The sequence below is a fragment of the Neobacillus sp. WH10 genome, from assembly GCF_030123405.1.
Lineage (GTDB): Bacteria > Bacillota > Bacilli > Bacillales > Cytobacillaceae > Neobacillus.
In genome coordinates, this window is the sequence record NZ_CP126110.1 from 5554808 (window position 1) to 5569047 (window position 14240).

10 protein-coding genes and 4 tRNA genes are annotated in these 14240 nt (G+C 39.5%); all 14 read right to left on the reverse strand.

Annotated features, from left to right (window positions below):
• Window positions 1-230: 230 nt before the first annotated feature.
• Complete coding sequence (locus tag QNH20_RS26750; protein WP_283920935.1) at window positions 231-1025, reverse strand: MBL fold metallo-hydrolase; 795 nt, start codon at window positions 1023-1025, stop codon at window positions 231-233.
• 6 nt (window positions 1026-1031) lie between these two features.
• Entirely contained in the window at window positions 1032-1829 is a 798-nt protein-coding gene (locus QNH20_RS26755; RefSeq protein ID WP_283920936.1) for a two-component system regulatory protein YycI, read from the reverse strand.
• Window positions 1816-3135 carry a YycH family regulatory protein gene (locus tag QNH20_RS26760; protein WP_283920937.1) on the reverse strand — a complete coding sequence of 440 codons (1320 nt, stop codon included), beginning with the start codon at window positions 3133-3135 and terminating at the stop codon, window positions 1816-1818. Before QNH20_RS26760 ends, QNH20_RS26755 begins: the two co-directional genes overlap by 14 nt.
• Window positions 3132-4958, reverse strand: a complete 1827-nt coding sequence (gene walK / locus QNH20_RS26765) for a cell wall metabolism sensor histidine kinase WalK (protein ID WP_283923523.1) — start codon at window positions 4956-4958, stop codon at window positions 3132-3134. Before walK ends, QNH20_RS26760 begins: the two co-directional genes overlap by 4 nt.
• A gap of 8 nt (window positions 4959-4966) precedes the next feature.
• The gene (gene yycF / locus QNH20_RS26770; protein WP_283920938.1) at window positions 4967-5677 is read right to left on the reverse strand and encodes a response regulator YycF; all 711 of its coding nucleotides are present in this window, start codon (window positions 5675-5677) and stop codon (window positions 4967-4969) included.
• 207 nt (window positions 5678-5884) lie between these two features.
• Window positions 5885-7327: a peptidoglycan DD-metalloendopeptidase family protein gene (locus QNH20_RS26775; RefSeq protein WP_283920939.1), complete on the reverse strand. Its 1443-nt coding sequence runs from the start codon at window positions 7325-7327 to the stop codon at window positions 5885-5887.
• Window positions 7328-7735: 408 nt separating this feature from the next.
• Window positions 7736-7808: transfer RNA gene (locus QNH20_RS26780), tRNA-Phe, on the reverse strand.
• 7 nt (window positions 7809-7815) lie between these two features.
• Window positions 7816-7892 (reverse strand) — tRNA-Asp (locus QNH20_RS26785).
• Between the two features lie 3 nt (window positions 7893-7895).
• A tRNA-Glu gene (locus QNH20_RS26790) sits at window positions 7896-7967 on the reverse strand.
• 15 nt (window positions 7968-7982) lie between these two features.
• A tRNA-Lys gene (locus tag QNH20_RS26795) sits at window positions 7983-8058 on the reverse strand.
• 272 nt (window positions 8059-8330) lie between these two features.
• Window positions 8331-9623 (reverse strand): adenylosuccinate synthase, encoded by a 1293-nt coding sequence (locus QNH20_RS26800; protein WP_283920940.1) that lies wholly within the window; start codon window positions 9621-9623, stop codon window positions 8331-8333.
• A gap of 293 nt (window positions 9624-9916) precedes the next feature.
• A complete protein-coding gene (dnaB, locus tag QNH20_RS26805; RefSeq protein WP_283920941.1) occupies window positions 9917-11272 on the reverse strand; it encodes a replicative DNA helicase in 1356 nt (451 codons plus the stop codon).
• A gap of 546 nt (window positions 11273-11818) precedes the next feature.
• Entirely contained in the window at window positions 11819-12268 is a 450-nt protein-coding gene (gene rplI / locus QNH20_RS26810) for a 50S ribosomal protein L9 (protein ID WP_283920942.1), read from the reverse strand.
• Complete coding sequence (locus tag QNH20_RS26815; protein ID WP_283920943.1) at window positions 12265-14238, reverse strand: DHH family phosphoesterase; 1974 nt, start codon at window positions 14236-14238, stop codon at window positions 12265-12267. The genes rplI and QNH20_RS26815 overlap by 4 nt, the downstream gene beginning before the upstream one ends.
• Between the last annotated feature and the right edge of the window lie 2 nt (window positions 14239-14240).

The following is a 14240-nucleotide window of genomic DNA, read 5'->3' on the forward strand; positions in this document are numbered from 1 at the left end:
CGTAAATGATATCTTACATCTCTATCTATTTTAGAAATACATTACTTCATTCAAAGAATCAACCCTATATAATATAGGCGGTGTGAGCAGAGCTTGGCTGCTCTTAGCTAGCAGCGTAACTTAATATATTTCACCTTGATTGGATAGACTCATTCGTTTTGCGGTGCTTCGCCCCATTTCTACGCAAAAAATGAAGTGCCCTTAAAAAAGACAACTTCATTCTTTTTACACTATATTGCTGTTAAAATGGTTGGTATTTTCGGATCTGTATCATATAGCTCGAACTGTTCTCCAACAATATGACCGCAGCTCTCAAGGGTTTGTGTTACCGCCATTTTCGCTAAGTCCTTCATGTTATTATCGAGGCTTAAATGGGCGAGATAGACCCGCTTCGTTCGATCACCCACCACATCACTCATTGCAAGTGCCGCATCTTCATTGGAGACATGGCCGACATCACTTAAAATTCTCCGTTTAATGTTCCAAGGATATCTGCCCATGCGCAGCATTTGCACATCGTGGTTTGATTCAAAAATGTAGACATCGGCATTTGAGATTGTTCCCTTCATCCGATCACTTACATAACCTGTATCAGTAATTAAAACAAGTTTTTTCCCGGAATGATGGAATACATAAAACATCGGCTCTGCAGCATCATGCGAGACACCGAACGATTCAATATCAGTAGAACCAAAGCTCTTCACCGTTTCCATATTAAAAACAAACTTTTGCTCTGTTGGAATCACACCTACCGAGCTTTCCATCGCCCTCCATGTTTTTTCATTTGCATAAACAGGCAAATGATATTTCCGGGCAAGAACACCAATCCCTTTAATGTGATCGCTATGCTCATGCGTGACAAAGATCCCAGAAAGCTTGCTGATATCACGATCAATTTGTCCGAAAAGCGACTCCATCTGCTTCCCGCTAAACCCAGCATCCACTAGAAAGGAATGTTCATCAGACTCTACATACAAGGCGTTACCTGTGCTCCCGCTTGCTAGGATGCTATATCGCAACGACATACTTTTTCACTCCACTTTACTATTATCATCGCTATTAAACTGAATAATCTGCCCTTCAAAGGCATTTACAAAAAGACTTTCCTTATCATTGACGACAATGCGCCAGGTTGGTGCTAACACTTGGGAAGCAGCTAAGCCAACGAGGGTCGAATAACCAAGCTCAACCTTGGTAATCTTACTCTTCGGCTTTAATACCCCCTTTTGATGCAAGGTTTCAATGGCCTTTAATGGAGGGAGAATTTCCTCTTTATCCGTCAATTTTTCAATATCCTCTAAATAGGTTTGCTGATAGGAAATAATTTGATTATCAGCATTAAGATTAAATGTAATCATTCCATTTATATTTTGATATAAGGGAAAATTATCATATTGCTGAAAATAGGTAATGGTATTTTTTTTATCATTTTTCTCCCAAAATTGATAGTGTTCACCGTAAAGGATGTTTTCCTTAAAAAAACTAAAGAGCTCTGATGGTTCAAATTTGGAATTTAACTGCAGCGGCTTATCAAGTGTCATCAGAAGCGTTGTACCAGGATCCTTCACTACAGCCGTCTGGCCCTTAAGTTTTGCGGTTTCATTTTTTGTAAAAGTTCTTGGTTTTGCACTTAAATATTGATTCTTAATCGGTGCCTTTGGGAGCGCCTCATATGTGATTTCATCCGCTTTTAGCTTTTCTTCAAAAGAAGCCTCGGTTGCAACTTCATATTTATTGGAATCACGAATTTTCATGAATTGAAATAAGAGGTACACGTCAAGGATCAGGAATGTAATGATAAAAATGGTTTTAATTTTACTCCAATCCATGCTTCAAACCTCCTATCTCATCCATCGTAATTTGTCCCCAGATTTTATCATAACGATAGAACCAGGCAGGTTCCAAAAGGATTAATTTATTCTCCTCCGAATCCCTTTCCATCCGATAGCCCAAGATCAGTTCTTCAAGAAGCTCTGGCTTAAAATTCTTTTTATTTTGTAAAAACTCCAAGACTTCATGTCCTGATGGACGCGTAACCTTTTGCATCTCCATCGTTAATGGCATCAACGAAATATTCGGGCGGACATACATATTGATTTCATCCCGACCCCAAACCTCAGTAATTTCAGATAGCCCTTTGTCGTTAAAAACAGGATAACCATCCATACTGTATAAACGAAAGGTGACAGACCGTTTATATTCACTTTTCGAAACAAAACGAAATGGGTCCGTCCATCCGCCATGCTCATTCACAAAATCAATGCTTCTTTTGACTAAAGCATAGGAACTGTCAAGATAATTATCCTCTGCTGTCGGGTTCACATAGCGAAGGATATTGGTATCGTAATTGATATTCATTTTACTCGAGTCGTTCGTGTACTCTTCTCCATGAGGAACAAAGCTTTTCTGAACAAAACTTGGATCGCTAAAGAGTGCATCCTTGAATTCATCTGAGTTAAGGGCAACTGGCAAATATTTGTACGTCGTCATTTCTGTTTCACCATCAGGCAGGAAGAGCGTACGTCTTTCCGATACTTTATAGGCAAAATACTGCGGATACCGGTTTGCATTTTTATAAAATTCCTGATTAAACTCATTCAAATTCGCTGATGAAATATGACTGATATAGACTTGCTGGTTTTCAGAGGAAACAAAGTACACAATTCCATTTTCCTTATCCAAGCCCTCAACATTAATAATAATTCGATTGAAATTGAAGGAAGGTACCCTTTTTCCCTCAAAATTTAATACACTTCGATATAATTCTACTGGAACCTCTCCTGGAAAAATAATCTCAGCATTTCCGCTTCTATGGATTAATTCATCAATATTTTCCACTTTATCAGTATAATTTTTTACATCAAAAATAGACCAACGGCTTATGTCCTTAACAATTTTTTCGAGCTCACCTGTGTTATTGGTTCCATAATGCTGTCCCTTTATATGAAACAGAACCTGGTCAGGTCTGACAATTTTTTGAACCTCTTGTTTTTCACTTACTGTGACCTCGTCCAAATATTTGTTTTTTTCCATTGTGTCGTAGTGGGGCTGATAGGTCCAAAGATTCCATGTTAACAGAATACTAACCAAAACTAATACGGTTAAAATACCTGATTTAATATTTTCGTATCTCATGACCATTCATCCTCTTCAGAACGCTCGTATGGCAGTGAAAAAGAAATCTTTGTTCCTTTTCCTTCCTCACTTGTTGCCCAGATAGCTCCGCCATGTGCATTGACCATTTCCTTTGCAATTGCCAGCCCTAGTCCTGTACCGCCCAATTTTCGTGTCCTCGCTTTATCGACACGATAAAAACGGTTAAAAATCTTTCCAATATTCTCTTTTGGAATCCCCACGCCTTGGTCCGACACGCTGACGATCATCTTGTCTTCCTTTTCTTTTATCGAAAAAGTGACTTGGCCTCCTTCTGGAGAATACTTTAAGGCGTTGGAAATAATGTTGTACAATACCTGCGTCATTTTATCTTCATCAATTTCAACAAAGATGGCTTGTTTAGGCAGCTTTCTTTTAAATGTAACATTTTGTTCTTTAGACATTTCAAACCGATCGATGATGCGGTCGTAGAAATCAACAAAGTTCACCCACTCGATGTTCAGCTTGTAATCCGTGCTATCCATTTTCGATAGCTGCAGCAGGTCATTGACAAGCCGGATCATTCGTTCTGTTTCTGTCCGCGTTACCTCTAAAAAGTTTGGTGCAATTTCTGTATCCTGCCACGCACCATCAGCAAGGGCTTCTAAGTAACTGCGCATCGTTGTCAGCGGCGTTCTTAGCTCATGAGAGACATTGGCGACAAATTCTCGTCTTTCAGCATCAATTTTTTCCTGCTCCGTAATATCATGCAAGACGGCAATCAAGCCATTGACAAATCCTGTTTCTTTTTGAATAACAGAGAAATTTGCACGTAGAATATAGCGTTCAGATTTTGTACTATAATCTAAAATTAATGAATCCTTTTCCTCCAAAAGATCTTCAAATGTATTAGTATCGTCTAAATCCAATAAAGAGACGATTGGCTGGGAAAGAACTGTTTCACGTGAAACATTCAGCATTTCGGCAGCAGGCTCGTTGATTAAAATAACCCGGCCTTTTCTGTCTGTTGCAATCACACCATCAGTCATATACGACAAAACCGATGACAGCTTTCTTCGTTCCCCTTCTGTCATCGCCTGTGCTTCCTGAAGTTTTTTTGTTAAATGGTTAAAGGTCATTGCTAGCGTGCCAATTTCATCATGTCCGTAAACTTTAACCTTACGCGAAAAATTCCCCTTTGACATCGCTAGTGCATGTTTCTTCATATCGGCGATTGGTCTTGTAATGGTTTGAGCTAATAAAATACCTAATACGGCCGTAATCGCTAAAGCGATGCCTGTGCCTGTTGCAAAAATCTTATTAATGGTTTTCATTTGTTCAAACACATTTTCAATTTTTGCGACTAAATATATGGAGCCAATTACCTTTTTCCCAGACTTAATTGGGGTAGAGAGGACCCAGATCCGGTGGCCGGTTTGCTTGTCAATTTTGATGGCACTTTGATCTTCTTCTAACACCATCGATTGTTTCACTTGAAGCCTTGTTGTCCTTTGACCGACTATTCCTTGATTGTTTTGATCAGAGGTACCTAGTATTTTTAGAGATCTGTTTTCAATTACCTGGACTTCTGAGATATCCCCTGCATCGAAATCATGGAGAATTTCCCTAATATCTTCCTCGAGTGTTGGGTCTTCAGGCGTTCGTTCCTTTTCCATTTCCTCAACAATATTATAGGCAAGCAAATTCACCCGTTCTTTTAACGATGTCTGGAAGTTGGTTCGTAATGTTTCTTCAAGCTGCCTGACAAAATAAACCCCAATTATTTGCATTGCCACTAAAAGAAGGAGGACATAAATGATAACAAATTTTACGTGTATAGAGCGAAAGAAACCAACTTTTTTCATCAAGTAAACTACTCCTGTTCAGGATTGCGTAAATAATAGCCAACGCCACGACGCGTGACGATCCATGTTGGATGGCTCGGACTATCCTCAATTTTTTCACGCAGACGTCTTACAGTAACATCAACAGTCCGAACATCACCGTAATAATCATAGCCCCACACGGTTTGTAACAAGTGTTCTCTTGTCATAACCTGTCCGATATGCTGTGCCAAATAGTAAAGCAGTTCAAATTCCCGGTGTGTCAATTCAATGGTTTCGCCTCGTTTGGAAACCACATAAGCATCCGGATGAATCACGAGCGAACCAATTTCAATTTCGTTCGTGTCACTTTCAGCATCTGGCTGAGCTAAGATTTGATTGTGACGGCGTAAGTTTGCCTTTACACGGGCAATTAATTCCCTTGTGCTAAATGGCTTTGTTACATAATCATCTGCACCAAGTTCAAGCCCTAACACCTTATCAATTTCAGAATCCTTTGCTGTAAGCATTATAATCGGCATTTCATATTTCTTCCGGACTTCGCGGCAAACTTCCATCCCATCTCTGAGTGGAAGCATGATATCTAAGAGGATTAAGTCAGGCTGTATTTCATCTACCAACCGAAGCGCTTCGTTACCATCGTAGGCGCAATAGACAATATATCCTTCTTTTTTTAAGTTAAACTGCAAAATATCAGCAATCGGTTTTTCATCATCGATAACAAGAATTTTCTTTTCCATACCATTTCTCCTTTTCATTCAATTACGATCTATACAATAAAAAAATTCTAGAAGTCATACCTATACTAGTTTACTTTACCATTTTATTTGCTTAAATTCACCTATAACTAGCACTTAGAAATATTTGGATAACATCTATTTCTAAGATTGTTAAAAATATCAAACATAAAAAAAGCCTCTAGTAATTAACTAGAGACCCTTGTTCCATTATTTTAGATAGGAAAGCGGGTTGACTAAGCTTCCATTTTTATACACTTCAAAATGGAGGTGAACTCCTGTTGAGTCACCGGTAGAACCCATCACGCCGATCGCTGTGCCTTTAGATACCGTTTGGCCTACTGTGACATTAATAGATGACATATGGCCATATAGTGTGCGTAAACCATTTTGATGGTCAATGACAACTTTATTACCATAACCGCCATCCCAGCCAGCAGAAACAACCACGCCATTATCAGCCGCTTTTATGGTCTTGTCACTTGGTCTAGCAATATCAATCCCTTTGTGCAGTTTGCCCCAGCGGTAGCCCATTTGACTGGATATATAGCCGCCTGATGTCGGCCAGGTAAAGCTGCCTTCGCCACGTGAAGGAATCTCTTTCGTTCCTTTCACAACAATATGGTTGACTGGCTGCTGAAGGATTTGTTCGCTTGACTGTTCTTTTTTAACGGTTACACCATTTTGTTCTGAAATGGCATAGGTTACGGAACGAGATCCGTTTTGCCCCTGTTGCTTTTCTTTTGTCTCACCCTTTGGCATTGATGAGTCCTCAACTACTTCATTTTCAAAAGGGATTTCTTCCTTTTGATTTACTTCTTTATCAACAATTACGTCAACAAATGGTTTAAGCACCGTTACATTTATTTCTTGGCCAATTTGTAAAAGTGAATCCTCTGTTAAACCAGGATTTAGTGCTAAAAGATCCGCTTTTGCCAAACCGTGAGCCTCAGCAATAGTTCCGAGTACATCGCCTTCTTGAACAGCATATTTCTTTTCTTCTAAAGTGCCTTTTTGTAAAAATGTAACTGCATCATCAGCAGACATAATTTTTTCTGGAGCAATATTTTCTGCTTCAATTGAAACATTTTTGGATAAGCGAACGTCTAATATACGAGATTCATTTTCTTGTAATGCCGGTAAGGACGCATTGTCTTGGGCTTTTCTTGCATCAAGTTCTGTTAATTGATCCTCAGACACATATTGTAGTTTCAGCTTTTTAATTACTTCTTCTGCTGTATCTTTATTATCAAGGTATACAACAGGAGTGCCGTCAATCACAATAGCCGATGCTTCGGCTTGAATCTGGAATGTGTCTTTAATGGTTTGGACTGTTTCTTGATTAGTTGTTTTAGCTCGGAAAACCTGTTCAGGTATGTATTGGACCTGGGAACCAATGTTAAAATCGACATTTTTAAGTGATTTCTTTGCGGTATCGACTTTATCAGCAATTATTTTATTTACTATTTCTTTATCTGTAACATTGCCTATATATGTACCATTAAGATAAACATGATAAATGGTGGTCAATTTTGATGATGTGGCAAAAGCAACCGGACCATTGCTAAAAGCGATAACAGACGCAGCCATCGCGGTAATTACAGTCGTTTTTAATAATAAAAACTTTTTTGATTTTTTATTCGAAAATAACATTTATTCCTCCTAAACCACGGTAAAACCCTTATAAACTTGAATTTTCATCTAGTAAAGCGTTTTCCAGAATTTTAGACCTCTTTTACTTTAACATAGTTTAATTTAAAAAGATTAATAGTCTTTATAATGTAACAAAAATGTATAATTACTGACATTTTCCTACATATTTTTGAAATATGCTAGTCGATATTTCATGTCCTTCTAATGGATTTTTAAATAAAGATAGTGAGAAATTCCTATTAAATCAAGGAATTCTATAGTTCTAGAGTAGCAGATTCTATTTTTACAAGACAGGACAAACTACGGGGTGATTTTTGTAAAAAAGAGGAATATTTGTTACAAACGCATTACTGAAGTTACAAAAATAGACAAAAAAAGAAGCTTGCATGTGCAAACTTCTTTTTCGTATGGCTCAGGACGGAATCGAACCGCCGACACAAGGATTTTCAGTCCTTTGCTCTACCGACTGAGCTACTGAGCCACAAAAGTGGCGGTCTGGACGGGACTCGAACCCGCGACCTCCTGCGTGACAGGCAGGCATTCTAACCAACTGAACTACCAGACCAAATGACCCCTACGGGATTCGAACCCGTGTTACCGCCGTGAAAGGGCGGTGTCTTAACCGCTTGACCAAGGGGCCATATTAAATTGTAAATGGTGAGCCATGAAGGACTCGAACCTTCGACCCTCTGATTAAAAGTCAGATGCTCTACCAACTGAGCTAATGGCTCGTACAAGGATAATTTACTAATCTTTTATTTCGCCGGATGCCCACACCTCAGTAAGCTTATTCAAGTAGCGGCTCGGCGTGTGCCCTGATGCTGTTTCATAGAAGCTTATTCGATCGTGCTCTACCAACTGAGCTAATGGCTCGCAGTAATTTGTCTTATTGTGACGACGCTTTTTATAATATCATGGTTAATATTATTAACGCAATACTTTTTTTAAAAATTTTTTAAAAAGGTTGAAGCTCTCCAAAATGAAGAGCTTCTTTAAATAATAATTATATTTGTCTCCAAGGGCTGCGGACTACATTTGTTTGATTCCGATCTGGGCCGACTGAGAAGGTAGATAACGGAATACCTGTCAGTTGTGTAACTCGTTCAACATAGTGCCGGGCATTTACTGGCAGTTCATCTAATGTTTTAACCCCTGTAATGTCCTCTGTCCAGCCAGGAAGTTCCTCATAAATAGGTTCACACTGTGATAATACCTTTAAGTTTGCAGGATATTCGGTAATTACTTCATCCTTGTAGCGATAAGCCGTACAAATCTTTAATGTTTCAATCCCTGTTAATACATCAATAGAATTGAGGGAAAGATCTGTTAATCCGCTGACACGACGAGCATGACGCACGACAACACTATCAAACCAGCCAACACGGCGCGGACGTCCAGTTGTTGTCCCGTATTCGCGACCTACTTCGCGAATACGATTGCCGATTTCATTATTTAATTCAGTTGGGAATGGTCCATCACCTACACGAGAAGTATAAGCCTTGCAAACACCAACGACATGAGTAATTTTTGATGGGCCAACTCCTGAGCCAATTGTTACCCCTCCAGCGACTGGATTTGACGAGGTTACAAATGGATAGGTACCCTGGTCAATATCAAGCATGACTCCTTGGGCTCCTTCAAATAAAACGCGTTTGCCTTCATCCAAAGCATCATTTAATACAACAGATGTATCACATACATATTTTTTAATTTGTTGGCCATATTCATAATATTCATCTAGAATATCTTCTTTCTTAAAGCCCTCAGTTTCGTAAATGCGTTCAAATAAGCGATTTTTTTCGTCAAGATTCTGTACTAGTTTTTCTTCAAATATTTCACGGTCAAGTAAATCAGCAATCCGAATGCCGATACGAGCAGCCTTATCCATGTAGGCAGGGCCGATCCCCTTTTTCGTTGTGCCGATTTTATTAGCGCCTTTTCGTAGTTCTTCCACTTCATCCAATTTTAAATGGTACGGCAGGATCACATGGGCACGATTACTAATACGAAGATTATCAGTTGTTATCCCCTTTTCATGTAAATAAGCCAGCTCTGTTACAAGCGCTTTTGGATCAACGACCATTCCATTGCCGATTACACTTATTTTTTCTTTATTAAAAATCCCTGAAGGAATTAAATGTAATTTATAGGTTTCTCCGTTAAATTTGATGGTGTGGCCTGCATTGTTTCCACCCTGATAACGTGCAATAACCTCAGCATTTTCTGAAAGGAAATCAGTGATTTTTCCTTTTCCTTCGTCTCCCCATTGTGTACCAACAACCACTACTGATGACATGAAAGACACCTCCAAAATTTTTGCTTCCTTTAATAATTAATTTATCACCACCATAGTTTATCAATTTTTCATCAAAAAATCAAACAAAACACGAACATTTTATACAAAAATATGAAATACGTTCGTAAATATAGCAAACTATGAAAATTATAAAGAAGGATTATCTAGTAGAAACGAAACTTTCAAGTACGAAACATTAATTTAAGCGGTTTTTTTCCCGTTAATCCTAAATGCTATCCTTTTTCAAAAAAAAGAGCTAGCCTGATAATCTGGCTAACTCCAAGATACCCGCTCTACGCTCCTTGAGGGGAGTCATAGCGTGTTTCTAAATTTACAAATTTATTATATTCCTTCACAAATGCCAACGAAACAGTTCCTGTTGGACCATTACGCTGTTTGGCAATTATGATTTCAATGATATTCTTGCTCTCCGATTCCTTATCATAATAGTCATCACGATAAAGGAAGGCAACGATATCAGCGTCCTGCTCAATACTTCCGGATTCACGAATATCAGACATCATCGGCCGTTTATCCTGCCGCTGCTCGACTCCACGGGAAAGCTGTGAAAGGGCAATAACAGGCACTTTTAGCTCACGAGCTAATTGCTTAAGGGAACGGGAAATTTCAGATACTTCCTGCTGGCGGTTTTCGCCAGAACGGCCGCTTCCTAAAATAAGCTGCAAATAGTCAATTAAAATCATCCCTAAGCCGTGCTCTTGCTTTAAACGGCGGCATTTAGAACGAATATCACTGATACGGACACCAGGGGTATCGTCAATATAGATCCCAGTACTTGATAAGCTTCCCATTGCCATCGTCAACTTACCCCAGTCTTCCTCTGTTAACGACCCGGTACGAAGCCTTTGCGCATCGATATTTCCTTCCGCACACAAGAGACGCATGACAAGCTGCTCAGCACCCATCTCAAGACTAAAAATAGCAATATTTTCACCTGTTTTTTTGGCAACATTTTGGGCAATATTTAAAGCAAAGGCTGTTTTACCAACGGAAGGACGGGCACCAACAATAATTAAGTCATTGCGCTGGAAGCCTGCTGTCATCCGGTCAAGTTCCACAAATCCGGTCTCAAGCCCTGTAATCTCACCAACGCGTTTATGCATTTCCTCAATATTATCATACGTACGAACGAGGACATCTTTAATATCGTGGAAGGCACCGGCATTCTTTCTTTGTGCAACCTCTAAGATGCTTTTTTCTGCTTCGCTTAACAGTGCTTCAACCTCGTCTTCACGCGAATAGCCGTCAGTAGCAATATTAGTTGCTGTGCGAATTAATCTTCTAAGTAAAGACTTTTCTTCTACGATTCTAGCATAATACTCAATATTGGCAGCTGTCGGAACTGAGCCCGCTAGATCACTTAAATAACTGACACCGCCAATATCCTCTATTAGTTTTGATGCCGCGAGTTCTTCTGTTACCGTTACAAGGTCAACCGCTTTACCTTGATCATTTAGTTGGAGCATCACATGAAAGATTTTTTGGTGTGAGGCACGATAAAAATCTTCAGGAATTAAGATTTCTGAGGCCAATGTGAGTGCAGAGGGCTCTAGAAAAATCGCCCCTAGTACAGCTTGCTCCGCCTCAATATTTTGCGGTGGCATACGATCCGCATATAAATCATTCATCTATCAAAAACCTCCTACCTTAGAAGGATTTAATTTCAAAGTCATAAAGAAAACTCGCCGACTGGCAAGCTGCTAGGCGAAGACAGAGGCGTAGTTCGTTAGAAAAGCACAGCTTTTCGACTGCGATACCTTTGCTTCGAAGCCTTCCTTAGTGCACTTATGCCTAATAGGAAAGTTTACTTTCCTATCGGCGAATGAAAAAAGTGACCAGTTAATACCGATCACATCCGATTACTTACTTTTTCTATTGTATCATGTTTATTCTAACTTTGAACTGGGAAATTTTTTAATCCCGCATTAAGGGGCAGTAAAAATTAATTTTAGCTTGCTTAGTTATAGATTTATGACACTGCCCCTAAATGCCCGATTGGCTCATTTTGTATTCAGTGGTAACCCTCACTGTTTCCAGGTTCGCCTTATCCCGCATTAAGGGGCAGTAAAAATTAATTTTAGCTTGCTAAGTTATAGATTTGTGACACTGCCCCTAAATGCCTGATTGGCTCTTCTAGCAATCAGTGAAAACTGTCACTGTTTGCTAGAAGAACCTTATTTTACTTCTGTTACCGAAACAGTTAACGTCGCAGTGACTTCATGGTGAAGTTTTACTGGCACCTTTGTATGGCCAAGCGTCCGAATGGCATCGGCTAATTCCATTTTTCGCTTATCGATTTTAATACCATGTTTCTTTTGCAGCTCTTCGGCAACTTGTTTTGTTGTAATCGAACCAAAAAGACGTCCGCCTTCACCGGCTTTAGCTGTTAATTCAACTGTAATTTTGTCCAATGTTTCCTTCAGCTTTTTTGCTTCAACAAGTTCTTCAGCAGCCATTTTTTCCTGTTTCTTCTTTTGGGCATCTAAAGAACTAATGCTGGCATTATTTGCTTCAACCGCTAATCCCTGCTTAAATAAAAAGTTTTGTGCATAGCCGTCTGCTACATTTTTCACTTCGCCTTTTTTTCCTTTACCCTTAACATCCTTTAAGAAAATGACCTTCATTCCTTTTTCACTCCTTCAAAAAATTCATCAATGGCCAGCTTTAATTGTGCCTCTGTTTCTTCAATGGACAGACCGGTCAGCTGTGTCGCTGCATTTGTTAAATGGCCGCCGCCTTTTAAGCTCTCCATAATCACCTGCACATTGATGTTCCCCAGCGACCTTGCACTAATCCCAATGACACCTTCAGCCCGTTTTGCAATCACAAAGGAAGCCAGCACCCCGTCCATTGTTAATAGTGTATCAGCAGCTTGTGCGATAATCACTTGATCATGAAGTTCAAGTTCCGTACCTTTCGCAATTGCAATTCCATCACGGTAGAAAGATACTGATTCAATTAATTTCGATCTTTTTATATATGTATCAACGTCTTCTTTTAAAAACTTCTGGACGAGAACCGTATCAGCACCGTGTGCCCGAAGGTAAGAGGCTGCATCAAATGTCCTAGCACCCGTTCGTAAGGTAAAACTTTTCGTATCGACAATGATTCCGGCTAACAGGGCCGTTGCCTCAATCATCTCAATTTTACCGCGTTTCGGTTGATATTCCAAAAATTCCGTTACAAGTTCCGCAGTAGAAGAGGCATAAGGTTCCATATATACCAGCAATGAGTTGGAAATAAACTCTTCTCCGCGTCGATGGTGGTCAATTACAACGACATGATCAATCTTGTTCAATAAACGTTCTTCCATCACAAGCGAAGGTTTATGGGTATCGACCACGACAAGCAGTGTTTTATCCGTTGATATTTCTAAAGCCAGTTCAGGGCTGATAAAGCGGGAAAATAACTGTTCTTGCTGACGGAGTTCATCCATAAGCCGTTTCACAGCGCTGTCCATATCCTGCATATTCACCACAATATAGGCTTCTTTTTGGTTCATTTGTGCAACCTTATAAATACCAATACTTGAACCAATCGAATCCATATCAGGGTTTTTATGTCCCATAATAATGACTTTATCACTGGCGGTAATTAAATCTCTCAAGGCATGAGAGATGACACGTGCCCGAACCCGTGTCCGTTTCTCAACTGGATTTGTTTTGCCGCCAAAAAATTTCACTTTACCGTTTGGCAGTTTAATGGCTACTTGGTCGCCGCCCCTGCCTAAGGCTAAATCGAGACTTGATTGGGCTAAGACTCCTAATTCCGGTAACGAGGACACACCGGTGCCTACCCCGATACTCAAGGTAAAAGAAACATTCTGCTTCGAAGTTAATTCCCGTATCTCATCTAGGATGCTAAACTTTTCTTTTTCAAGGACATGGAGAATTCTTTCGCTAAAAACAGCAATGAATCGTTCTGAGGAAACTCTTTTTAAGAAAATGCCATTATCGTTTGCCCACTTATTCAAAATAGAAGTGACTAAATTATTGATACTGCCGCGCATCTGATCATCCATACCCTGAGTAAGGTCATCATAATTGTCCAAAAAGATGGTAGCAATGACCGTCCTGTCATCCTGGTACCTTTTCTCAATTTCCTTTTGTTCGGTAACATCGAAAAAGTACAATAGGCGCTCTTCAGATTTATGAATTACGCGGAATTTTCGGTCATGGAGAGTGATAATTTCTGTCTCTACTTCCTGTTTAATCAACGGAATCAATGTATCTGCTATATCATAGAGTGACCTGCCAATCAATGTCTCCTCATCAAAATAAGATGACAGAAAAGGGTTTGACCATTCAATATAGTATTCCTCATTGATGAGCATAATCCCAATCGGCATTTCCATCAGCGCTTCTTCGCCAACTTTTTTTACTCGGTAAGAAAGCGTTGAAATATACTCTTCCATTTCCGTACGCTCACGATGATCAATGACAAACATATAATAAAGGGGGATAAACATCAATAGCAGCCCAGCAACGCTTAAAATCCAATTATATAACAACAGGACAATGAGCAGAATCATTGTAACGCCAATTAGCCCATAAAAAGGGTAACGAATTGACCGCTTTTCTAAAAATGCAGGCAAAG